Raw genomic sequence first — 20,136 nt, forward strand, 5'->3', positions numbered from 1 at the left:
GGGCCGCGCGCGCCCGAAGGGAGCGCGTCAACGAAAGGGTAAGGGTATGGACCTTGCTGCGATCGGATGAAACGCATACGAGGACAACCGACATGCCGCATCACGCCGCTGCTCCCGACCTCCCGCTTTCACGGCACGCGCATCGTCCGGAGCCGATCGAGCCGCCCACGCCGACGCCGAACCCGGCGGAGCCCGATACGGTTCCCGGTCCGACTCCAGAGCCAATCGAACCGGTCGAACCGGTTTCTCCGCCGATCGGCGATCCGCCGCCACAGCCTACCCAAGCGCCCCAGGCAGGCGAGGGCCAACTTCGGCGAATGCAAGTCTGACCATGCGACGTGCGGTGTGAGGGTCTTGCAATGCAGCGATTTGTGTACTTGTTACAAACCCGGCGCATCTTTTACCGGCAGTTACTTTGTCGGGTCACGACCCTGTATTGATGCCGCGCTCAGCGGCAGGCTTCCTCTGAAGGCATCGATCATGAGACATCCTGCACTTCGGCGTTCCGCGCGGCATGCGAAGCGCGACGCCCGACCCGCCAGCAACACGCCCGAGCCGGCGGAGTCTGCCGACCCGGCCGCGCAAAATCGGGTGGCCCCCGACGCCCCGCCGGACGGTGAGCACAACCAGGGCGGCGTGCGCCGGGAAGGCTTGGACTACCAACGCGATCTCGGTTCCGAACAGGACGCCTGAATTTTTCGCGAAGTCCGGCCGACGCGCGGGGCCGCTGTTAGCGCCTATTCTCCCTAGGCGCAGTTTGATAGTATAAATTCCTTCCGACCGCGCGTTTTTTGCGGATTCGTTCCCGCCTGTCACATTTGCATACATTTTTATTTCACGCATCTGGCAAAAAGGCACGCGACTTGCGTGGCTTTCCTTTGGTACATAGGTTCGCAGGCCCATGCAGCGAAGCAATCAAGTGCAGCGAAGCAACTGAACTAGGTGGAGACCCAATGAGCAGATTGATCGTGGTATCGAATCGTGTCGCACCGATCCAGGAAGGACGTCCCGCAGCGGGCGGCCTCGCAATCGGCGTGCTGGACGCACTGAAGGAAACCGGCGGAGTCTGGTTCGGCTGGAGTGGCGAAACGGTGAGCGAGCCGTCCGCACCGGTCATCGAGAAGCAGGGCAACGTCACGTATGCGACGGTGGGCCTCACCAAGCGCGACTACGACCAGTACTACCGCGGCTTTTCGAACGCGACGCTGTGGCCGACATTTCACTATCGGAACGACCTCTCGCGCTACGACCGTCAGGAGTACGCGGGCTATCAGCGTGTCAACGCGACGCTCGCCAAGCAGCTGAAAGAACTGCTGAAACCCGACGACATTATCTGGGTGCACGATTACCACCTGCTGCCGTTCGCGCGCTGCCTGCGCGAAATCGGCGTGAAAAATCCGATTGGTTTTTTTCTGCATATCCCGTTTCCGGTGTCGGAAGTGCTGCGCACCATTCCGCCGCACGACGAACTCGTCAAGGCAATGTGCAGCTACGACGTGATCGGCTTTCAAACCGAGGCGGATCGCCAGTCCTTCGTCGACTATATCGAGCGCGGCCAGCATGGCACGTCGAGCGAAGACGGGATGGTGCACGCGTTCAACCGCTTCCTCAAAGTCGGCGCATATCCGATCGGCATCTATCCGGATGCGATTGCCAAGGCCGCCGAGCAGTTCACCGACCGCAAGCCCGTGCGCAGCCTGCGTGACGGGATGCGCGGGCGCAAGCTGATCATGAGCGTCGACCGGCTCGACTATTCGAAGGGGCTGGTGGAGCGCTTCCAGGCGTTCGAGCGCTTGCTGCTGAATGCGCCGGGATGGCACGGACGCGTTTCGCTCGTGCAGATCGCACCGCCTACCCGCGCGGACGTGCAGACGTATCAGCGGATTCGGCAGACGCTGGAAGGCGAGGCCGGCCGTATCAACGGTCGGTTCGCGCAGCTCGACTGGACGCCGATCCAATACCTGAACCGCAAGTACGAACGCAATCTGCTGATGGCGCTCTTCCGTCAATCGCAGGTGGGTTACGTGACGCCGCTGCGCGACGGCATGAATCTCGTCGCGAAGGAGTACGTCGCGTCACAGGATCCGACCGATCCCGGCGTGCTGGTGCTCTCGCAATTCGCCGGCGCCGCCGAGCAATTGCCGGGCGCGCTGGTCGTCAACCCGTTCGATCTGTCGCAGATGGCCGAAGCACTGGAGCGCGCGCTGTCGATGCCGCTCGCCGAGCGTCAGGCGCGTCATGCCGACATGATGGCGCCGATGCGCGAGAACAACCTGTCCGTGTGGCGCGACACCTTCCTCGCCGATCTGCGCAATATCGCGACGGCCTCTTCGGTGACGGCCAAAGCGGTAAAGCTCGCTGACGTGACGGCTTCGTCGTCGTCCTAGCCGGACCGGCGCCCGTCGCGCTGTTGCGACAGGCGCGCCTGCCGTCACGTCTGCGCCGCCTCGAACAGATGCCGAAGGGCATGGATCGCACGATACGATCCATGCCCTCAGTCTTTTCGCGCGACGATTGTCTCAGGCAGCTTGCGCCGTTACCCGCTGCATGACTCGCATGGTGCTCACCACCGCCGCAACCGCCGAAAATCCGGCCGCGACGTACAGCGAAACGATCGGCCCATTCTGCGGCGCAACGCCGAAAATCAGCGCGACCAGCGCCGCGCCGAGCGTCTGCCCGGTCAGGCGCGCGGTGCCGAGCATGCCGCTCGCGCCGCCGCTCCGGTCGCGCGGCGCGGCGGCCAGCATGGTTCGGTTGTTCGGCGACTGGAAGATGCCGAAGCCCGCCCCGCACAAGGCCATGCGCCACGCGATCTGCGTCGTATCCGGATGTGCGCCGAGCGTGGCGAGCAGCAACAGCCCGGCCGTCAGCGCCGCGAGTCCGACGCCGCCCAGCCACCCCGCCGACACCTTGTCCGACAGCACACCGGAGATCGGCGCCGCGATGACGATGATCGCCGGCCACGGCGTCATCAGCAGACCGGTCTGGACTTGCGACATGCCCAGCATGTCCTGCAGCAGAAACGGCAGCGACACGAAGGCCAGCATCTGCGCGCAGAACGAGCACACCGACGTGCCGATCGACAGCGCGAACACCGGAATTCTCAGCAAATCGATGGGCAGCAGCGGCGCGGGCTGCGTCAACTGGCGGCGCACCAGGAAGTAGCCGACCACGAGCGCGCCGAGCGCCTCTAGCGCGACATAGCCGGGCCGCTCGCCGTGCCCGAGGCCGTCGACCGCGAAAATCAGCAGGCCGAACACCACCGCGTTCATCAGCGCGCTCAGGTAGTCGTAGGGCGACTCGTGGCCCGGGTTCATCGGCAGCGCCTTGAAGCCGCCGATGATCGCCGCAATGCCGATCGGCACATTGATCGCGAACAGCCACGGCCACGATGCGACGGAGAGCACGCCGGCGGCCACCGTGGGCCCGACCGCCGAGGACATCGCGACCACCATCGCGTTGATCGCGACGCCGCGCCCGAGCTGCGTGGGCGGGTAGATCATGCGCACCAGCGCGGTATTGACGCTCATGATGCCGGCCGCGCCGAAGCCCTGGATCATGCGGGCGAGCGCGAGAGTCGGCAGCGAGGTGGACAGCGCGCAGCCGAGAGAGGCCACCGTGAACAGGACCAGCCCGCTCAGATAGACGCGCCGGTAGCCGATCCGGTCGCCGAGCGAGGCGAGCGGCAGCAGCGAGATGGTGACTGCCAGCTGATACGCGTTGACGACCCAGATCGAGCCGGCCGCGCTCGCCTGCAGGTTGCGCGCGATGGTAGGCAAAGCCACGTTGGCAATCGCGCTGTCGAGCACTGCCAGCGTCAGTCCGAGCGCGATGACCAGCATCGCCCAGTAGCGCTGCGGAATCGGCAGGCCTTGTTCGGCTGAGTGCTCGAACGACGCGTCGGGAGCGGCTGTGGCCGGGTCGGCCGGCGGGGGGCGGTCGTTGCGCGAGGGTTTTGCGTGCATCGCTTGTTTGATTTGTAGTGGGACGGTGCGACGCCCGGGTGATGAGACGGCTCACGCGCGCCGCCAGCCGTCGCCGAATAAGACCGCGCCCGGAGTCGTCCAACCGTCGAACCGGCCAACTGGTGAACCGGGCCAACCGGCCTGCCGGCGCGGAACCCGAGCGCGGGCCGCGCCCGCGCTCGTCTATTTCAGTTCGTACAACCCCGTGTGGGTCGTCGAGTCGATTTCGTTCATATGCGTCATGAAGCGCGCGACCGCGTTCGTGGTCTCCGCGTTGATGGGCAGATGCGGCACGCTGAGCGCATGCAGCCGGAAGATGTAGCGATGCGTCCGGTCCCCGCGCGGCGGCGCGGCGCCGCCGAAGCCTAGCGTGCCGTAGTCGTTGCGCACCTGCAGCGCGCCTTGCGGCAGCAGCGAGCCGTCCGCCTTGCCGGCGTTGCGCGGCAGGGAACGGGCCTCGGCCGGGATGTTCACCACCACCCAGTGCCAGAAGCCGCTGCCGGTCGGCGCGTCGGGATCATGTACGGTCAGCGCGAAACTCTGCGTGTCGGGCGGCGGCGCGTCCCACTGCAACGCGGGCGAGATGTTTTCGCCATCCACGCCGAACGCCTTGTCGTTATATTCGTGGGCTTTCGGCATGAAGCCGAAATTGGGGAAGTCGTCGGACCAGAGACGGAAATCAGCCATGATGTGCCTCCCTTGTTGATTGGTTCTCGGATCGCGGAGCGTCGGATTTCGCTACCGACCCTGCGGCTGCGCGCATGGCGGTACGCAAAGAGACTTCGGGCTTAGCTCGTCGAGTGTATCACCAGCGGCTGCCGGATTCGTTGGGCGCCGGGTACGGCTGTGAGCGCCTTTCAGCCGCGTTCCTCGAAGCTCGGCGCGTCGCTCTTCAGCCATTCCATCAGCCGCTGCAACACGCCGCCGATGTCGCGATTGCCGCCTCGCAATGCGCATTCCCACACCACGGCCACGCGCCATCCGCCGGCGAGCAGCGCGTCACGGACTTTGTCGTCGTTGCTGCGATTGCGGCCGATCTTCTCGCGCCAGAAGTCGGGCCGGGTTTGCGGCCATTTGAAAAGATGGCAGTCGTGGCCATGCCAGAAACAGCCGTGCACCAGCACCACCGCACGATATCGCGGCAACACGATGTCCGGGCGTCCAGGCAGACCGCGCGCGTTTAGCCGGAAGCGAAAGCCCTGCCGATGCAGCAGGCTGCGGATCAAGACCTCCGGTTTGGTATTGCGCCCGCGGATGCCGGACATCATCCGGCTGCGCGTCGCGCTATCGACGATATCGACCATGTGTCAGTGCCCGAATGCGCGGCGCTCGGGACGCCGGGCGTTGAACCAGCCGGCCTCGTTCACGCGTACAGCGACAGCGCTTGGTTCGAACCATCGCAGTTGTCCCCGGCGAGCAAAGCCTGCAGATGCGGGAGCATGATGCGCGCCACTTCGCGCATCACCGGCATGACCACGCTGTTGCCGAACTGGCGGTAGGCCTGCGTATCGCTGACCGGAATCCTGAACGTGTCGGGAAAGCCCATTAGCCTTGCGCATTCGCGCGGCGTCAGGCGGCGCGGGCGCAGCGCTTCGCCCTGATAAACGAGAATTTCGGAGCCGTCCTTGTGATAGCGCGCCGACAGCGTGCGGGTGACACTGTCCCGATGCGCGATGCCGAAGCCGAAGCCGTTGCCCGCGGCGCGATGTTTGGCCGCGTAGTTTTGCAGATAGGCCCACAGCTTCGGTGTGAGCGTGTACTTCGGCTGCACGCGGTGTGCCGCGTGGTCGAAGAAGCGGTCGTGATCCCACGGCAGCACCGGCTCGCTGCCGTCCGTGCGATGCAGGATCGAGCCGAGCCGCGGGCCCTGTTCGGGCAGCCGCAGATGGTCCCACGAGAACGCCGTCTTGCCGCGAAATCCGACGATGATGATGCGCTCCCGATGCTGCGGCGTGAAATGCTGGCCATCGACGACGCGGTAATGCACCTCGTAGCCGAGTTCGTCCCGCAAGGTTTGCAGGATCACGTCGAAGGTGCGGCCCTTGTCGTGGGACAGCAGATTCTTCACGTTCTCCAGCAGGAAGGCGGCGGGGCGCTTGGCCGCGATGATTCGCGCGACGTCGAAAAAGAGCGTGCCTTGCGTCGTGCATTCGAAACCGTGCGGCCGGCCCAGCGCGTTTTTCTTGCTGACGCCGGCGATCGAAAACGGCTGGCACGGGAAGCCGCCGAGCAGCACATCGTGACTCGGCACCTCTTCAGCGGGGAACGAGACGATGTCGCCGATCAGCGTGTGTTCGCCGTCCCCGCGATGGTTTTCGCGATACGTTTTTACGGAGAAATCGTTCCACTCGCTCGTGAATACGCAGTTGCCGCCGTGTGCTTCAAAGCCCAGGCGGATCCCGCCGATGCCGGCGAAAAGATCGATGAAGCGGAACTGCGGCTGGGCGGCGTCGGTCGCCGCAACGCCCGTCGTCCGTGGGTGTTGCTGCAGCAAATCGCGCAAGGCGGGCTCCAGCATGGCCGGGCACGGCGTTTCGCCTTTTTCCCAGCGACGCACCGTCTTGATGTCCTTGCCGACATGCGCGGCGATTTCGCGTTGAGTGAAGCGGGCGCGCGCCTGGCGGAGCAGATGGAGCGGTGCGGCGAGGGTCACGGACGTCCTTGCTGGGAATTTTTGCGGACATTATGACCCGAGGTCGTCCCGTTTTCCTATTTTCGCAACGCACGGCGGCCAAATTTGCGGCCGCGCTCCAGGCGTCGGCGGCGGCGAACGCTGTTTGTCACAGGGCAATGCGCGACCTGTCGGCATCACGCGACTTCTGACCGTGGCGACATGTGTTCGAGGCCGCGATGCGGTTCGCGGCCCCGTTTATCGACGCAATCCCAGGCGGGCAGGCCAACCGTCATTCGCACCGACGCGGCAGGTCAGAGCGCGCGGCTCGCACTGGCCGGGTCCGGCGGGGCAAACGGCGCGCCGGCGCTCGCGTCCGGTTCGTCCAATGCCGGCGCGGTTTCGAACTGGTGGAGTTGCAGCAGCAGGCTGTCGACCATGCACAACTGCGCATGGGACAGGTGGCCGCTGTCGAGCACCTGATGCAGACGCTTGCGCCAGTACGCGGGCGGCAAAATGGGGCCGGCAAGGTCGCCGCGTAAGGACACGCTCATTACCCGCGCAATATGCGCGATGTCGCGGTCATGCAGCGTGGCTTGGGATGATCCCGAAAGCGTGGTCGGTGTAGGGTCCATGACTCCTCCATGGCTCTTTTACGGCACATTTCCGCGAGACTTTAGACGAATGATCGATATTTTTCGACGGCTCGCCTCAGCGCGTCGCGTGGCGGACCTCTCCCGGGCATAGCCGTTGCTCACTATTGGGACTGGCGCAATGTCGCGCCGGCATTCATAAGCGGAGCCAAACATGAACAAGGACCAGGCGAAGGGCGTCGGCGAACAGGTAAAAGGCAAGGTGAACGAGGCCATTGGCAAGGCGACCAATAATCCGGCGAGAGAAGCCAAGGGCGACCTGCAGCAAGGCGCGGGCAAGGTGCAGAAGGCCTATGGCGATGCCAAGGAAGATGCGAAGGACACCGCCAAGCGCAAGACGCCATAAGGCGGGTTGTGGGGGCTGCTGCCAGGCTTGCTGTTTGCCTGGCGGCGCAAGGAGGCGCTTCGGCGCCTCTTTGTGTTTTGCGGTTTTCGTTTTGTTATTTTTGCCGCTCACCGCTCACCGCTCACCGCTCACCGCTCACCGCTCACCGCTCACCGCTCGCCGCTCGCCGCTCGCCGCGCGATGCTGCGTTAGGCGATTGCGCCGTTTACCGCGTACCGGGGCTGGTTCACGGTGTGCGCCTGGGAGTAACCCGCGATCGCGGTTGTGAGCCATTCCGCGTGCGGAGTGTCGCCTTTAGACTGGGTGCATAGCACACGGAGGCGGCGCCGATGACACCCCAAAAAATCCTTTCGATGTTCGAACGGCAGTACCTGGAAGGCAAGCTACCCGCCGACCTCGAGCCAACCTGCGCGAGCTTTGCCGCGTGGCTGGCGACCGCCTGGGAGCTGCTCGACGGCGAGCAGAGGACCCTGCTGTTGACCGTCGGCGCGGCGTTGTGGAGCGAAGGGTTCGACTCGCGCGCGGGTACGGCGACCAAGGACCTGTGGTGAGCGTTCTGGTCGAGTGTGATGTGTCGGCGAGCGACGCCGATGTTTTCGGCTGCCCGGCGCCGGGCGCAACTGGATGGCCGCGGGCGGTGGCGCGCTGACTCGCGTAGTCGGTGAATGGTCAGATTGCGTCGATGCGTCAATTCGGTCTCGATTGACGGCGGCGGCCGAGAATACCGTGCTCGCGTTCGGGCTTCGCCTCGCTGACGCGGCCGCACACGCGCTCACGCGAGTCGGTTTATATTTGACGGTCCCGCGCTCGGGGCTGAGCGTCCGGTCGTCGCACGACCCGTCCGCTGCACCTGCGATCCGCGTTCAACTCGCATGACTCACGCACAAAGGGTGACACCGTTCCATGACCGATTTATCCGCTTTTCCGATCACGAAAAAATGGCCCGCCGAGCATCCCGACCGGATCCAGCTCTATTCGCTGCCGACACCGAACGGCGTGAAGATTTCGATCATGCTCGAAGAGACCGGGCTGCCTTATGAACCGCATCTCGTACGCTTTGACACCGACGATCAGGTGACACCGGAGTTCCGCTCGCTCAATCCGAACAACAAGATTCCGGCGATCCTCGATCCGCACGGTCCGGACGGCAAGCCGCTGCCGCTGTTCGAGTCCGGCGCGATCCTGATTTACCTTGCGGACAAGAGCGGCCAGTTCATTCCGCAGCACGCCGCTGGCCGCTATCAAGCGATTCAGTGGCTGATGTTCCAGATGGGCGGCATTGGCCCGATGTTCGGCCAGGTCGGCTTCTTCCATAAGTTCGCCGGCAAGGACTACGAAGACAAGCGTCCGCGCGATCGCTACGTCGCGGAAGCGAAGCGGCTCCTCGGCGTGTTGGAACAGCAGCTGGAAGGGCGTGAGTGGATTCTCGGCGACTCGTATTCGATTGCGGACATCGCTACGTTTCCGTGGGTGCGCAATCTGGCCGGCTTCTATGAAGCGGGCGACCTGGTGGGCATTCAGAACTTCCCGAATGTGACGCGCGCGCTCGCTGCATTCGTTGCGCGTCCCGCGGTGGAGCGGGGGCTCAATATTCCGAAGCGGCCGTCTTGATGATGTCGTAGTCGGGCCCAGGCGCGGTGTTCCGGCTGAAGCCCGAAAAAAGGCAGCCAATCAGGCGAGAGGAACACACGCAATGATGGCAGCAAAAAGCCCCGCGGCTGAAAAAATGCGGGGCTTTTGGGCAGATCTGGCAGATGCCGGAAATCTAGTTGGTCCCTGACAGAGCCATCGAGCATCGTCGGATGCAAGGAACGCCGCCACACCTGCAATGTCGTCCGGCCGTCCCGCGCGGCAAAGCGGCGTTATGGCAACCGTTTTCCGCCCGATCTTCGAACCGACGATGGCGCCGGTTTGCATGCCTTCCATCTTCGCATAAGCGCCGTGAACTCCGGTTCGAGACCGCCGCTATTTGATGCCGATTGCCATCGAGTCGGGGCCGACAAGGCGCTCCACGCGCACCTGCGTAAAGCCCGCCTCGCGCATCCATTCGATGCATTGCGCGCCTGTGTAGTCGAAGCCTCCGGGAGTTTCGATCAGCATGTTCAGACTCATTAGCAGGCCGAAAGCGTTGTGCCGGCGCTCGTCGTCGATCATCGCGTCGTAGACGATGAGGGAGCCACCATCCGGCAGTGAGTCGTGGCACTTGCGCAGCAACGCGCGCTTCTGGTCAAGATCCCAGTCGTGCAAGACGTGGCCCATCACCAGCACGTCGGCTGTTGGGCATGGATCGTCGAAGAAGTTGCCTGCGAAGAAGTGCAGTCGCTCCTCCAATCCGTGCGATGCGACGTATTCCTCAAAGACAGGGCGCACTGGGGGCAAGTCGAAGCCGCCGCCCGACAGATGCGGATGCGCGAGCGCGACCTGCACCGGCAGTGCGCCCTGTGCCGCGCCGATGTCAATGAACGTACGGTAGTTCTGCCACGGAAACTGCTGCGCGATTGCTCGCGCCGCGTTGAGACTGACACCGCTCATCGCGCGCAGGAACGTGCGCAGTCGTGCTCCGTCACTATAAATCGCCTCAAAGACGTTCCCACCCTGCCTAGCCTCGTTTTGTGGCATGCCGGTGCGCAACGCTTCTGTGAGCGAGCCCCAGAACGGATAGAGCCGTGAGTTCGCCATTTCGAGCAGCCCGCCGACATAGCCCGGCTTCTCCTGGTCGAGGAAGAGATCGGCGTCTCGCGTGTTGCTGTAGACGCCGTCAGTGCGGTTCAGGAGGTTGAGCGCGACAAGTGCGTCCAGGAAATCGAGCGCCGATCGCGGATGCAGGCCCAACGCCCCAGTGAGTTGCGAGGCGTCTTGGGGGCCGCGTGCGAGATGGCTGAATAATTGCATCTCCACAGCCGAGAGCAATGTCTTCGATGCCCAGAAGCCCATTGCCACCTGCAGGATGTATTCGGGCGAAGGCGCCGCTTCTGTCGCGTGGTCGGCGCGCGGCGCCTGCTGTTGCGTGACTGATACTGATGCCATCAACGTCTCCTTACGAACATCGTTCGTCGTCGGATCGACATGCTAGGCGCACGATTCGATTTCAGATGTGCGCTACCGCACGGAGAGATGGGCGCGATCGTCATCCGGATCGTCCCTCGTTCGCGCGCCCGGCGGAACTGATTCGAATGTGCTACAGCCGGCAGAAGAACGCCTCCGCGTCAGCTCGTCGTCCGTGCACAAAGCAGTGTCAATGTAATGGTCTCACTATAGTCCGCTTTCCTGTTGAGCAATGCTGACCCGCGTAGGAAGCGATCACGGGTGGCAAGCCCAATCCTGAAATCGTCCAAGCTGATGACCGACGCCGAGGTCACGAAGCACCTTGGCGTTCGCACCGAAACGTTCGAGATACACCTTGACAAGATGCGATAGCGACCCAGTCTCCCGCATTTAGCTGGTTGTTGTGTCAATTCGAGGCGGTATGACATACCGCTTCCACACGATTGCCAGCCGGATCGAACAGGAACGCTGCATAGTAGTCGCTATGGTAGTGAGGCCGAAGCCCTGATTCACCGTCTGAACGTCCCCCGGCGGCGAGGCCTGCCGTGAAAAATGCGTCCACTTGTTCGCGGGACACTGCCTTGAAGCACCAATGCCGCTTGTTCACATCGATCCTGCTTGGGTCCAGATAGACAGCGAGGCACGTCGATTTTGTGTCGACCGCCGTGCAGCGCTCTCCGTAACCGAGCGCACTGGGACGGTCATAGACCTTGGTTGCCCCCAGCACCTTCATGATTGAGTCGTAGAACGGACGTGCCGCATCAAGATCGGGAACGCCGATCGAAACATGGTCTAGAAGCTGCATCGATTTTTGCTCCAGTCAAAGTTTTGACGGTTACCTTACTGCCAGGCCGAGCGATTATCTCTTACTACCCGACATCGACCGACGTTTGAATGTCCGAAATTGAGCGAGGTAAATGGCCGGAGCGGGTCCGTGAAGACTCATTCGTCAATCGAGCGAGGAGACATTCGCCGGCACGGGTTCGCGAATGTCAGTGAAGCGAACTTCAGCCGCCCCACAGTCGGACATCGGCGACCGTCGGCTTTGGCCGATGAAGGAGCGTTCGTCTCTAACAAACGGATGGCCGGTTACGGGGCGAAGCCGACGCCTGAACGTCCGACCGACGACGCCTGTCAACGGCGGTTTGTGGCCGGCAGTACCCGTTCGCCCACCTGCCGGAAAGCTGCCGTTGAAAACCTCAACGGCAGCTCTGTGGACCGTTCACCGAGCTGGCGCTCTCGGCCACGACCTGCCGTTCAACGCGCGGGGAAACATGCCGTCGGAGCGGCTGCATTCCAACCGGAAGCTGACGGACGGGCTACGTACGTACACAATTCGGCCCCAAGGGGCGTACGCCACTACGGGGCGCGGTACCCAAGCTGAGGATCCATGTCGCTTGAGTCGCCATCGCCTAGCAACACCCACCGATCAGTGACAGGATCATCATTATTGAACGCTTCAGGAATGTAACCTCCATCCAGCACCTTCTCAAATCGCTGAAGCCAATCGAGTACCGCTTGGCTCGCCTCGCCTTCACACATAGCGACTGCATCGCGAGGCGCTCGAGCAATGATTAGTTCAGCGAGTGCCCCGGGTGTCATGGTCGACGACATCACGATGTCCGGGTCACCATGAAGAACCGTTCGTTCGCTGCCGGTGGTGTACCGATAGATCTCCTCGTTGAATTTTTCTGGCGGATGAAACGCACAGCGCCAGTGCAATCCAGATGGCGCCGCATACGGCAGGATCATCAATCGACCGTACCCATGTCGAATTAACCAGATGCCGGCACGCGAAATGGTTTGTGCGACGGCCTTGGTATCTACGTGATCGTCATTGATTTCCTGGCCATTTGCCCGAAATTCAGGCAGATAAATGGCGGTGTCCTCATGAGAAACATATCGATCAAATCCTTCGGCGCGGACGCGGTGCTTCTCGAAGAAAACTTGAGGCGCAATCAGGACCGTCTCAAAGTCTACGTATGCCCCGTACTTCGCATTGTTGAGCCAGTACAGCGCTCGCGACTGGTATCGTTCAGGCTGGCCCGGCTCAAAGGAACCGTTTTCAAGTTTATTCTCAATATGCAAGGCAAACGGACCGCTATTCGGGCGAGAGAACACGACCAACACGTCCGTTTCGCTTTGCACGTATTTGACCACCGGCTCGCTAATCACGTGGGGCGCTGGTCGGCCAAAAAGGCACCTTGATTCGATTGAGGCGCGAGACATTCAGGGGTCTCGTCAAGCCAACAAGCGGTCTTTCAGCAGAGAGCGCCGACCTGAGCTGTCGACGTTAGCCGACGTGGTCACCGGGCCGCAGCACTCTTCAATGAGCTTCACTCTCTTCGACGCTGCTGGGCTTTCACTTCCGCATTCGGAATACGCGCGCCTGCTCCGAGCGCTGGCGAACTTCTGCAAGCGTGTATTGGACAGAGCGACCCTCCTCGGTCGGATTGGCGCTCGTGGTGTTCAGAATGTATTTCCAAGAGGTCCCGCGGCAAGGAAGTATCGCGCTCATTTCGCCCGCGAGGCGTCTGGAGTCAACTTGACGATTGCGTCGAGCGCACCATTCACCATACCGCGTACCACCGGCTCCACTTTCTTCGCGACCTCGGGCAGATAGTCGAACGGCGCGTTCTCGCTCATGTAGGTGGACTGGCACATCTCCAGTTGCACCGCATGCACGCCGTCCTGCGGCGCGCCGGCGTGCCGTGTGATAAACCCGCCCTTGAAGCGGCCGTTCGCAATCCACGTGAACGGACTTGCCGCGGCGACGCGCTGCACGGCTTTCTGTACGGAAGGCGCGGTGGTGCGGCCATCCTGCGTGCCGATGTTCAAGTCCGGCAGCTTGCCTTCGAAAAGGCGCGGCAGCACGCTCGCGATCGAGTGCGCTTCCCACAGCAGCACGTTGCGATGCTGGCGGCGCAGGCGCGTCACTTCTTCATGCAGGGCGTCGTGATACGGCTGCCAGTAAGTGGCCACGCGGCGATTGCGCTCGGCCGCGTCCGGCGTGCAGCCCTCGCGATACAGCGGCTCACCGCGAAAGGTTTCGGTCGGGCACAGCGACGTGGTCGTCTGCCCCGGATACAGGCTTTCGTCGTTCGAGGGCCGGTTCAGGTCGATCACGTAACGCGACACGCGCGCACCGAGAATCGTTGCGCCGAGCGAGCGGGCGAATCCGTAGAGGCGGTCCAGATGCCAGTCAGTGTCAGCGACCGTCAGCGCGATATCGGTGTACCGGTCACGCAGCGCATCCGGGATCTGCGTGCCCAGATGTGGAATGGAAATCATCAGCGGCGCATCGCCGCGTTCGAGTGAGAAAAGATCGTTCATGGTTCCTGGGATCGGTTGGCGGTTGCGTTCAGGCGTCGGCGAGCAGCTGTGCTAGCGCCAGGCGATAGTCCGCGTAATGCCTGGCTTCGTCGCGATGACGGCGCTCGTGGATCACGCGCTCGCCGCCGACGAAGACGTCGCGCACCGGTGTTTCGCCGTGCTCGCAGAAGACGGCGGACGACAGCCACGTCGCGCTGGTCTGCTCGACGAGATCGGGATGGTCGGGGTCGAGCACGATCCAGTCCGCCCGCGCGCCCTGCTCGAGGGCGCCGGCCGCGCGGCCGGTGGCACGTGCGCCGCCCGCAAGCGCGCCCTGGAACAGGCGGTCGGCGACATGCGAAACCTGCGGCGAGGCCAGCACGTTGCGCTGACGCCGCGCGAGCCGCTGGCCATATTCGAGCAGACGCAGTTCCGCGCGCCAGTCCACGCCGATATGGCTATCCGAGCCGACGCCGAACGCGCCTCCTGCATCGAGGTAGTCGCTTGCGGGGAATAGGCCGTCGCCGAGATTCGCTTCGGTCGTGAGGCACAGGCCTGCAATCGCGCCGCTCTTCGCGAGCGCGAGCGTTTCGCGTTCGTCGACGTGCGTCGCATGCACGAGGCACCAGCGCGCGTCGACGTCGAAACGCTCGAGTAGCCATTGCACGGGCCGCGCGCCGAGCGCCGCCAGTGAGGCATCGACTTCCGCGGTCTGCTCGGCAATGTGGATGTGAACCGGCGCGCCGGGCGACATCTCGTCGAGTCCTTCGAGCGCGGCGCGCAACGAATCCTCCGACACGGCGCGCAGCGAGTGAGGCGCGATTCCGTAACGCAACGCGCCGTGCTCCGGACGCGCTGCGCGCAGCGCGCCGAGAAGCTCCAGAAAGGCGTCGGTCGCGTTGATGAAGCGGCGCTGGTCGGCGCGCGGCGGTTGTGCGCCGAAGCCGCTGTACTGGTAGAGCACCGGCAGCATCGTCATGCCGATGCCGGTCTCGCTCGCGGCATCCACGACGCGCTGCGCGAGTTCGGCCGGATGCGCGTGACGGCCGCCGTCCTGCGCGTGGTGCACGTAGTGGAACTCACAGACGGACGTATAGCCCGCCTTGAGCATCTCGACATACAGCCAGCGCGCTATCGCACCGAGCGTCTCGGGCGTGATGCGTGCGGCGAAGCGGTACATCAGGTCGCGCCAGCTCCAGAAGCTGTCCGTGGGATTGGCGCGGTATTCCGTGAGGCCGGCCATGGCGCGCTGAAACGCGTGCGAATGCAGGTTCGGCATACCTGGAATGACCGGCCCCGCTGCGCGCACGGCATCCGCCGGCGCGGTGGGCGTGTCGGGCGTAACTGCGATGAACGTACCCGCCTCGTTCCACTCGATCAGTACGTTGGTGCGCCAGCCGTCCGGCAGCAGCGCATGCGCTGCAAAGAGCGATTTCGGGGATGAATTCAAGAGTTGCCTTCCGTATCCAGCGACGTGCACACCAGCACGCCGTCTCCTTGTATGTCGATCTCGACGGGATTCGCCCGGTCGATGCGCAGCGTGTCGAACCGGTTCAGTGCGATGCGCGTCTGACCGACCCGCACTTCGGTCGCGCCCTGAGCGCAAACAAACAACACCGTATCCGCGGCGAGGGTCCGGCGGACCGGCGAGCGTACGATATCGACCGAGGCGCGTACGGTGCCGCGGTACGTCATCAGGTTGAACACCCGCACAGGGCCGTTTGCGAGGCGCGCCACCACCGGCGCCTCGCCGGCAAAGCGCGCAATGTGGAACGCGCGCAGGACGCCTGGGCTGTCGAGCGTCACGCCTGCGCCGTCGAGCACGATCAACAGGCGGTCGATGCCGTCGAAACGGGAGAACGGCCCGTCGCGATCGATATCGGCGATGCTCACGCGCCAGGCGTGCGCAAGAGATGCGACTTCGCGCGTGATACCACCGCTGTTCTTCCACGGCGCCGCCACGAGCGCGGCGCCGCGTATCAAGGTCAGGTTCATGCGCGCGACAGCACCGCCTGCAGGAAAGAGCGCGTGCGGGGCTGCGTCGGCGTCGAAAAAATCTGCGCGGGCGGCCCCGCTTCGACGATCTCGCCACCGTCCATCACGACCACGACGTCCGCCACTTCCTTCGCGAAGCCCATCTCGTGCGTGACGACGACCATGGTCATTCCTTCGGAGGCGAGCAGCTTCATCACCTGCAGTACTTCGCCCACGAGTTCGGGGTCGAGCGCGGAAGTCGGTTCGTCGAAGAGCATGACGCGAGGTTGCATTGCCAGAGCCCGCGCGATGGCGACGCGCTGCTTTTGGCCGCCCGAGAGGCTGGCGGGCATCGCATGCGCCTTGTGCTCGAGACCCACCTTCTTGAGCAAGGCGAGCGCGGCGGCCTCTGCATCGGCTTTCGAAGTGCCGCGCAGCATTCGCGGACCCACTGTTATGTTGTGCAACACCGAAAGGTGCGGGAACAGATTGAACGACTGGAACACCATACCGACTTCGGTGCGCAGCGCGTTGAGCGAGCGTTCTTTTAGCACCGTACCCTGATCGACGAGCCGGTGGCCGCAAATATCGATCGTGCCGCGCTCGGGCTTTTCCAGTCCGTTGCAGCAGCGCAGGAACGTGCTCTTGCCCGAACCGCTCGGACCGATCACGACCACGACCTGGCTCGGCTGGATATCGAAGTCGATGCCGTTCAATACGCGATGCGTGCCGAACGACTTCGTGAGTTCACGAATGCTGACGATAGGTTGAACGCTGCTCATTGCACCATGCCTCCTGCGCGCAGCCGACGCTCGACGCGATGAAGAATGAAGTTGGTCGTTTGCGTGAGCACGAGATACACGAGCGCGATCACGATATACACTTCGAGCGACCGGTAGGACACACTGATGATCTTCTGGCCTTCGTGCATGAGGTCGTCAATCGTCAGCAGCGACACCAGGGCCGAGTTCTTGATCAGCGCGATGAACTCGTTGCCGAGCGGCGGAATCATGCGCACAATGGCCTGCGGCAGAATGATCGCGCGCATGGCCTGTCCCGACGACATGCCGATGGAGCGCGCCGCTTCCATCTGTCCGCGATCCACGGACTGGATCGCGCCGCGCACGATTTCCGACACGTAGGCCGCCGAATACAGCCCGAGCCCGAGCATGCCGCACACGAACGCTGGCAGGAGAATGTCGAACTGCGGCAGGCCGAAGAACAGCAGGAACAGCTGCACGAGCAACGGTGTGCCGCGGAAGAAGATCAGATAGCCGGTGCAGAAGCCGTAGACGAGCCGCCGTTGCGGATAGAGGCGGCCGATGCCGATCAGGAGGCCGAGCAGGCACGAGAGCACGAGCGCGGCGGCGGTCACTTCAACTGTGACCAGCGCGCCGTGCGCGATGTCGGCCCAACCGGCGAACGCCGGCGTGAAGTCGAGTTGCATGAGTCAGGTGCGCCGGATTACTTCGCGTTTGCCGTGGTGTTGGCGCTCGCGCTGAACCACTTCTTCACGATGGCGTCGTAGGTGCCGTCCGCCTTGATTTTCGTGAGCGCGGCATTCAACTGGTCGCGCAATTGTGGTTCGTCCTTGCGCACCGCGATGCCGTACGCTTCGGTCGTCAGTTCCTTGTCCAGCACGCGGAAACCGGGGCGCGTGCGCGCGAACTGATACGCGGCGGGCTTGCCGGTGACGGCGGCGTCGGCACGGCCGATACCGACGAGATCGAACATCTCCTGGTTCTTTTCCACCTCCACGCGCTGCACCTGCGGATAGTTGTCGCGCAGGAAGTTGACCGACTTCGTGCCGACCTGCACGGTCACTTTCTTGCCGTTGAGATCGGCGAGCGTCTTGATCGGTGAGTCCGCCTTGACGAGCGCGGAGAGACCGCCGGCGAAATACGGTTGCGTGAAATCGACGACCTGCGCGCGCTCCGGCGTGATGTAGATGCCCGAGATCGCCACGTCGAACCGCCGCGCCACGAGACCCGGAATGAGCCCCTTGAAGTCGATGTCCGTCCACTGGACCTGCTTGCCCATCGCCTTGGCCAGCGCGTTCATGATGTCGATGTCGAAGCCGGTGCGCTGACCCTTATCGACGAATTCCATCGGCGGGAAGGTCGCGTCGGTTGCGACGTTGAGCACGTTCGAATCCTGCGCGGATGCGGTGCCGGGCGCGATCGTCGTCAGCAGTGCCATACCGAAGGTCGCAGCGGAAAGAAGGCATTTCAGTTTCATGGTGTGGGCTCCAGAGTGTGTGGTCGTTGTTGAGTGAGGTTCAGGCAGATTGCAGCCGGGCAGAGATGCTGTTGGCCGTGCGCACGGTCCAGTCGGCGAGTTGCTGTTCGCGGCCCGCGGCGCGCGAGGACGGGGCCATCAATGTGATCGATGCGCTCGCGCCCGCGCCGCGCGACATGCGCCGGAATACGGGCGCGCTCACGCCCCAGACGCCGGGATCGACTTCGCTGTCGCTCACGGCGTAACCGCGCGCGCGAATGCGCTCCAGCTCAGCTTCGAGAGCGGCGCGCGCCGCGTCGTCGCCGGCGAACTGGCGCTCCAGCGCTTCGTTGCGCGCTTTCTCCGCCATGAAGGCGAGCAGCGACTTGGCGGACGCGCCCGCGCGCAGCGGCACCGCGCGGCCCTTTTCGAACGAGCAACGCAGCGAGTGCGTGCTCTCGATCATCTCAAGGCAGATCACCTGGTCGTTCACGGCGACGATGAGCCCGACGCTCTCCTGCGTCGCGCGCGAGAGCTGCACCATGCCGTCGCGGCTCGCTTCGACCAGCATCGAATTGATGTCGAAGCCGAGTGCGAGTTGCAGGCTCACGGGGCCGGGCGCATAGCAGCCCGCGTCTTCCGTCACGAAGCCCCAGCGCTTTAGCAGCGCCACCTGGCGATAGAGCGTGCTTTGCGCGAGGCCGGTCACGCCGAGCATGTCCTTCACGGACATGGCCTTGCCGTGGCTCGCGAGCGCAGTAAGTACGAGCAGCAGGCGCTCGGCGCCGATGACGCTGGATTCCTGTTTCACCTTGAGTCTTGCCCGAAGAGATGCGATTCCGATGACGCAGAATGCCACGACGCTCCCGCCCGACAAAAATACGATTCCCATTCAGCGGGAATGATGAGTTAGGGTTTGCACTACCGCTTACATAAGCCATGTTCAGTCGCAGCTGTACCGCACAATGCGAAGGTCGCAGTCGTTTCGCTGGCGGGCAGACGCAATAGCGCCTTCATGTATTAAACGGCAACGGCCAACGTCGCTTCGATCGGACGGCGCTACGCACTGTTAGCTCTTTTGAGTTTGGAGCTGCCAGCTTGAGACACTGGCGGGGCTAGTCGACTGGGCGGACGAAAGCAGCGATGGTTTTTTCCAACACATTGCCTCGTTTGACGCGTCGTTTGATCACGGTGCGGCCACCATGACATCGAGTTCCGTCATTTTTTTAGATTTCGGCCCTGCAGTCGAATGACCGGTGTATTGCATTACCCGACGCCAAAACCCTGATCCAGCGAGCGGCGGTTCTGGCTCGGGAGTGTGAGTTCGCTGATCGAGGAAGCGGTCGTTCGGCTGGTCGGGGCCGCGACCGTCAGCAATCCGCCATATCGGTGACGTAGAACCCAGTCCGCCCCAATGTCCGCGATGGCCGATGACCGAGCGTACGTCCTTTACGATCGGATGGCCGGTTACGCGGGGCGTAACCGACGCTTGAACGTCCGAGCGACGCCGCACGTGAACGGCCGCAGTTGGCCGGCAGTACCCGTTCGCGCACCCTGCCGGAAAGCTGCCGTTGAAAACCTCAACGGCAGCTCTGTGGAACGTTCACCGAGCTGGGGCTCTCGGCCAGGAACGGTCCTTCTTCCTAAGCGTCGCGAAGACATTCAGACGGCGGTTCCGTTCAGATAACGGTCATTGACGAACACGACACGTAAGCTCAGCAGGTCTGCGGCTCAGCAGGTCTGCGAATTTCACGATAAACCCATCGGTCTCGTATCGGATCCCACGCGCGAAGATGCTCGACGTCCGCGGATCGCGGTGACTATGCAGCACGTCGTGCTCACCCGCGTATTCGAACCCGGCGGCCTCGACTTCGCGTCGCACGACCGCAGGATCGCTGCGATGCAGCGTCTTTGCCGCCTCCGCCGACGTCCCCGGCTGCGCCCCATGCTCGACGATTACGTAATGGCCGCCCGGCTTCAACACGCGAAAAACGGCGTGGTTCAATGCATAAA

The 20,136-nt window shown here is 63.4% G+C and carries 21 protein-coding genes; 6 read left to right on the forward strand and 15 right to left on the reverse strand.

Annotated features, from left to right (window positions below; translation table 11 throughout):
* The first annotated feature begins 92 nt into the window (after nt 1–92).
* The 3 genes from ABQJ48_RS22065 to otsA all read left to right on the forward strand — a co-directional run bounded on the left by ABQJ48_RS22065 (nt 93) and on the right by otsA (nt 2,387).
* A complete protein-coding gene (locus ABQJ48_RS22065; protein ID WP_367840126.1) occupies nt 93–329 on the forward strand; it encodes a hypothetical protein in 237 nt (78 codons plus the stop codon).
* A gap of 151 nt (nt 330–480) precedes the next feature.
* Nucleotides 481–693: a hypothetical protein gene (locus tag ABQJ48_RS22070; RefSeq protein WP_367840127.1), complete on the forward strand. Its 213-nt coding sequence runs from the start codon at nt 481–483 to the stop codon at nt 691–693.
* 260 nt (nt 694–953) lie between these two features.
* Complete coding sequence (gene otsA, locus ABQJ48_RS22075; RefSeq protein WP_367840128.1) at nt 954–2,387, forward strand: alpha,alpha-trehalose-phosphate synthase (UDP-forming); 1,434 nt, start codon at nt 954–956, stop codon at nt 2,385–2,387.
* Nucleotides 2,388–2,519: 132 nt separating this feature from the next.
* Here the strand turns inward: otsA and ABQJ48_RS22080 are convergent, their stop codons facing one another.
* The 5 genes from ABQJ48_RS22080 to ABQJ48_RS22100 all read right to left on the reverse strand — a co-directional run bounded on the left by ABQJ48_RS22080 (nt 2,520) and on the right by ABQJ48_RS22100 (nt 7,211).
* Nucleotides 2,520–3,965, reverse strand: a complete 1,446-nt coding sequence (locus ABQJ48_RS22080) for an MFS transporter (RefSeq protein ID WP_367840129.1) — start codon at nt 3,963–3,965, stop codon at nt 2,520–2,522.
* Nucleotides 3,966–4,148: 183 nt separating this feature from the next.
* Complete coding sequence (locus ABQJ48_RS22085) at nt 4,149–4,652, reverse strand: YbhB/YbcL family Raf kinase inhibitor-like protein (RefSeq protein WP_367840130.1); 504 nt, start codon at nt 4,650–4,652, stop codon at nt 4,149–4,151.
* A 170-nt stretch (nt 4,653–4,822) separates the two neighbouring features.
* Nucleotides 4,823–5,269: a very short patch repair endonuclease gene (locus ABQJ48_RS22090; RefSeq protein WP_367840131.1), complete on the reverse strand. Its 447-nt coding sequence runs from the start codon at nt 5,267–5,269 to the stop codon at nt 4,823–4,825.
* Between the two features lie 59 nt (nt 5,270–5,328).
* On the reverse strand, nt 5,329–6,618 hold the full coding sequence (gene dcm, locus ABQJ48_RS22095) for a DNA (cytosine-5-)-methyltransferase (protein WP_367840132.1): 1,290 nt from the start codon (nt 6,616–6,618) through the stop codon (nt 5,329–5,331).
* 272 nt (nt 6,619–6,890) lie between these two features.
* Nucleotides 6,891–7,211, reverse strand: coding sequence for a hypothetical protein (locus ABQJ48_RS22100; protein WP_367840133.1), 321 nt, complete (start codon nt 7,209–7,211; stop codon nt 6,891–6,893).
* A gap of 172 nt (nt 7,212–7,383) precedes the next feature.
* Here ABQJ48_RS22100 and ABQJ48_RS22105 point away from each other — a divergent pair, with 172 nt between their 5' ends.
* From ABQJ48_RS22105 to ABQJ48_RS22115, 3 genes are all read left to right on the forward strand, one after another.
* Nucleotides 7,384–7,575: a CsbD family protein gene (locus ABQJ48_RS22105; protein ID WP_367840134.1), complete on the forward strand. Its 192-nt coding sequence runs from the start codon at nt 7,384–7,386 to the stop codon at nt 7,573–7,575.
* Between the two features lie 329 nt (nt 7,576–7,904).
* Complete coding sequence (locus ABQJ48_RS22110) at nt 7,905–8,126, forward strand: hypothetical protein (RefSeq protein ID WP_367840135.1); 222 nt, start codon at nt 7,905–7,907, stop codon at nt 8,124–8,126.
* Between the two features lie 352 nt (nt 8,127–8,478).
* On the forward strand, nt 8,479–9,186 hold the full coding sequence (locus ABQJ48_RS22115) for a glutathione S-transferase N-terminal domain-containing protein (RefSeq protein WP_367840136.1): 708 nt from the start codon (nt 8,479–8,481) through the stop codon (nt 9,184–9,186).
* Between the two features lie 354 nt (nt 9,187–9,540).
* Here ABQJ48_RS22115 and ABQJ48_RS22125 read toward each other — a convergent pair whose 3' ends face one another.
* From ABQJ48_RS22125 to ABQJ48_RS22170, 10 genes are all read right to left on the reverse strand, one after another.
* Complete coding sequence (locus ABQJ48_RS22125) at nt 9,541–10,602, reverse strand: methyltransferase (protein ID WP_367840137.1); 1,062 nt, start codon at nt 10,600–10,602, stop codon at nt 9,541–9,543.
* A gap of 424 nt (nt 10,603–11,026) precedes the next feature.
* A complete protein-coding gene (locus tag ABQJ48_RS22130) occupies nt 11,027–11,425 on the reverse strand; it encodes a VOC family protein (protein WP_367840138.1) in 399 nt (132 codons plus the stop codon).
* A 554-nt stretch (nt 11,426–11,979) separates the two neighbouring features.
* Nucleotides 11,980–12,795, reverse strand: coding sequence for a hypothetical protein (locus ABQJ48_RS22135; protein ID WP_367840139.1), 816 nt, complete (start codon nt 12,793–12,795; stop codon nt 11,980–11,982).
* Between the two features lie 339 nt (nt 12,796–13,134).
* Nucleotides 13,135–13,953 carry an N-formylglutamate deformylase gene (hutG, locus tag ABQJ48_RS22140; RefSeq protein ID WP_367840141.1) on the reverse strand — a complete coding sequence of 273 codons (819 nt, stop codon included), beginning with the start codon at nt 13,951–13,953 and terminating at the stop codon, nt 13,135–13,137.
* 28 nt (nt 13,954–13,981) lie between these two features.
* On the reverse strand, nt 13,982–15,382 hold the full coding sequence (locus tag ABQJ48_RS22145; RefSeq protein WP_367840142.1) for a formimidoylglutamate deiminase: 1,401 nt from the start codon (nt 15,380–15,382) through the stop codon (nt 13,982–13,984).
* A complete protein-coding gene (locus tag ABQJ48_RS22150; protein ID WP_367840143.1) occupies nt 15,379–15,927 on the reverse strand; it encodes a HutD/Ves family protein in 549 nt (182 codons plus the stop codon). Before ABQJ48_RS22150 ends, ABQJ48_RS22145 begins: the two co-directional genes overlap by 4 nt.
* Nucleotides 15,924–16,688, reverse strand: a complete 765-nt coding sequence (locus ABQJ48_RS22155; RefSeq protein ID WP_367840144.1) for an amino acid ABC transporter ATP-binding protein — start codon at nt 16,686–16,688, stop codon at nt 15,924–15,926. Before ABQJ48_RS22155 ends, ABQJ48_RS22150 begins: the two co-directional genes overlap by 4 nt.
* On the reverse strand, nt 16,685–17,353 hold the full coding sequence (locus ABQJ48_RS22160) for an amino acid ABC transporter permease (RefSeq protein ID WP_367840145.1): 669 nt from the start codon (nt 17,351–17,353) through the stop codon (nt 16,685–16,687). The genes ABQJ48_RS22155 and ABQJ48_RS22160 overlap by 4 nt, the downstream gene beginning before the upstream one ends.
* 17 nt (nt 17,354–17,370) lie before the next feature.
* A complete protein-coding gene (locus ABQJ48_RS22165; protein WP_367840146.1) occupies nt 17,371–18,144 on the reverse strand; it encodes a transporter substrate-binding domain-containing protein in 774 nt (257 codons plus the stop codon).
* Nucleotides 18,145–18,184: 40 nt separating this feature from the next.
* Entirely contained in the window at nt 18,185–18,934 is a 750-nt protein-coding gene (locus tag ABQJ48_RS22170; RefSeq protein WP_367840147.1) for an IclR family transcriptional regulator, read from the reverse strand.
* Nucleotides 18,935–20,136: the final 1,202 nt, after the last annotated feature.

It is taken from the genome of Paraburkholderia suaedae (assembly GCF_040812055.1).
Lineage (GTDB): Bacteria > Pseudomonadota > Gammaproteobacteria > Burkholderiales > Burkholderiaceae > Paraburkholderia.

Excerpts from the sequence above, each read along its gene's own strand:
- ABQJ48_RS22100 (WP_367840133.1), bottom strand. The coding sequence starts at position 7,211 with ATGGACCCTACACCGACCACGCTTTCGGGATCATCCCAAGCCACGCTG.
- ABQJ48_RS22155 (WP_367840144.1), bottom strand. The coding sequence starts at position 16,688 with ATGAGCAGCGTTCAACCTATCGTCAGCATTCGTGAACTCACGAAGTCG.
- ABQJ48_RS22080 (WP_367840129.1), bottom strand. The coding sequence starts at position 3,965 with ATGCACGCAAAACCCTCGCGCAACGACCGCCCCCCGCCGGCCGACCCG.
- ABQJ48_RS22065 (WP_367840126.1), top strand. The coding sequence starts at position 93 with ATGCCGCATCACGCCGCTGCTCCCGACCTCCCGCTTTCACGGCACGCG.
- ABQJ48_RS22070 (WP_367840127.1), top strand. The coding sequence starts at position 481 with ATGAGACATCCTGCACTTCGGCGTTCCGCGCGGCATGCGAAGCGCGAC.
- ABQJ48_RS22090 (WP_367840131.1), bottom strand. The coding sequence starts at position 5,269 with ATGGTCGATATCGTCGATAGCGCGACGCGCAGCCGGATGATGTCCGGC.
- ABQJ48_RS22125 (WP_367840137.1), bottom strand. The coding sequence starts at position 10,602 with ATGGCATCAGTATCAGTCACGCAACAGCAGGCGCCGCGCGCCGACCAC.
- ABQJ48_RS22165 (WP_367840146.1), bottom strand. The coding sequence starts at position 18,144 with ATGAAACTGAAATGCCTTCTTTCCGCTGCGACCTTCGGTATGGCACTG.
- ABQJ48_RS22130 (WP_367840138.1), bottom strand. The coding sequence starts at position 11,425 with ATGCAGCTTCTAGACCATGTTTCGATCGGCGTTCCCGATCTTGATGCG.
- ABQJ48_RS22105 (WP_367840134.1), top strand. The coding sequence starts at position 7,384 with ATGAACAAGGACCAGGCGAAGGGCGTCGGCGAACAGGTAAAAGGCAAG.
- otsA (WP_367840128.1), top strand. The coding sequence starts at position 954 with ATGAGCAGATTGATCGTGGTATCGAATCGTGTCGCACCGATCCAGGAA.
- ABQJ48_RS22115 (WP_367840136.1), top strand. The coding sequence starts at position 8,479 with ATGACCGATTTATCCGCTTTTCCGATCACGAAAAAATGGCCCGCCGAG.
- hutG (WP_367840141.1), bottom strand. The coding sequence starts at position 13,953 with ATGAACGATCTTTTCTCACTCGAACGCGGCGATGCGCCGCTGATGATT.
- ABQJ48_RS22160 (WP_367840145.1), bottom strand. The coding sequence starts at position 17,353 with ATGCAACTCGACTTCACGCCGGCGTTCGCCGGTTGGGCCGACATCGCG.
- ABQJ48_RS22150 (WP_367840143.1), bottom strand. The coding sequence starts at position 15,927 with ATGAACCTGACCTTGATACGCGGCGCCGCGCTCGTGGCGGCGCCGTGG.
- ABQJ48_RS22085 (WP_367840130.1), bottom strand. The coding sequence starts at position 4,652 with ATGGCTGATTTCCGTCTCTGGTCCGACGACTTCCCCAATTTCGGCTTC.
- ABQJ48_RS22110 (WP_367840135.1), top strand. The coding sequence starts at position 7,905 with ATGACACCCCAAAAAATCCTTTCGATGTTCGAACGGCAGTACCTGGAA.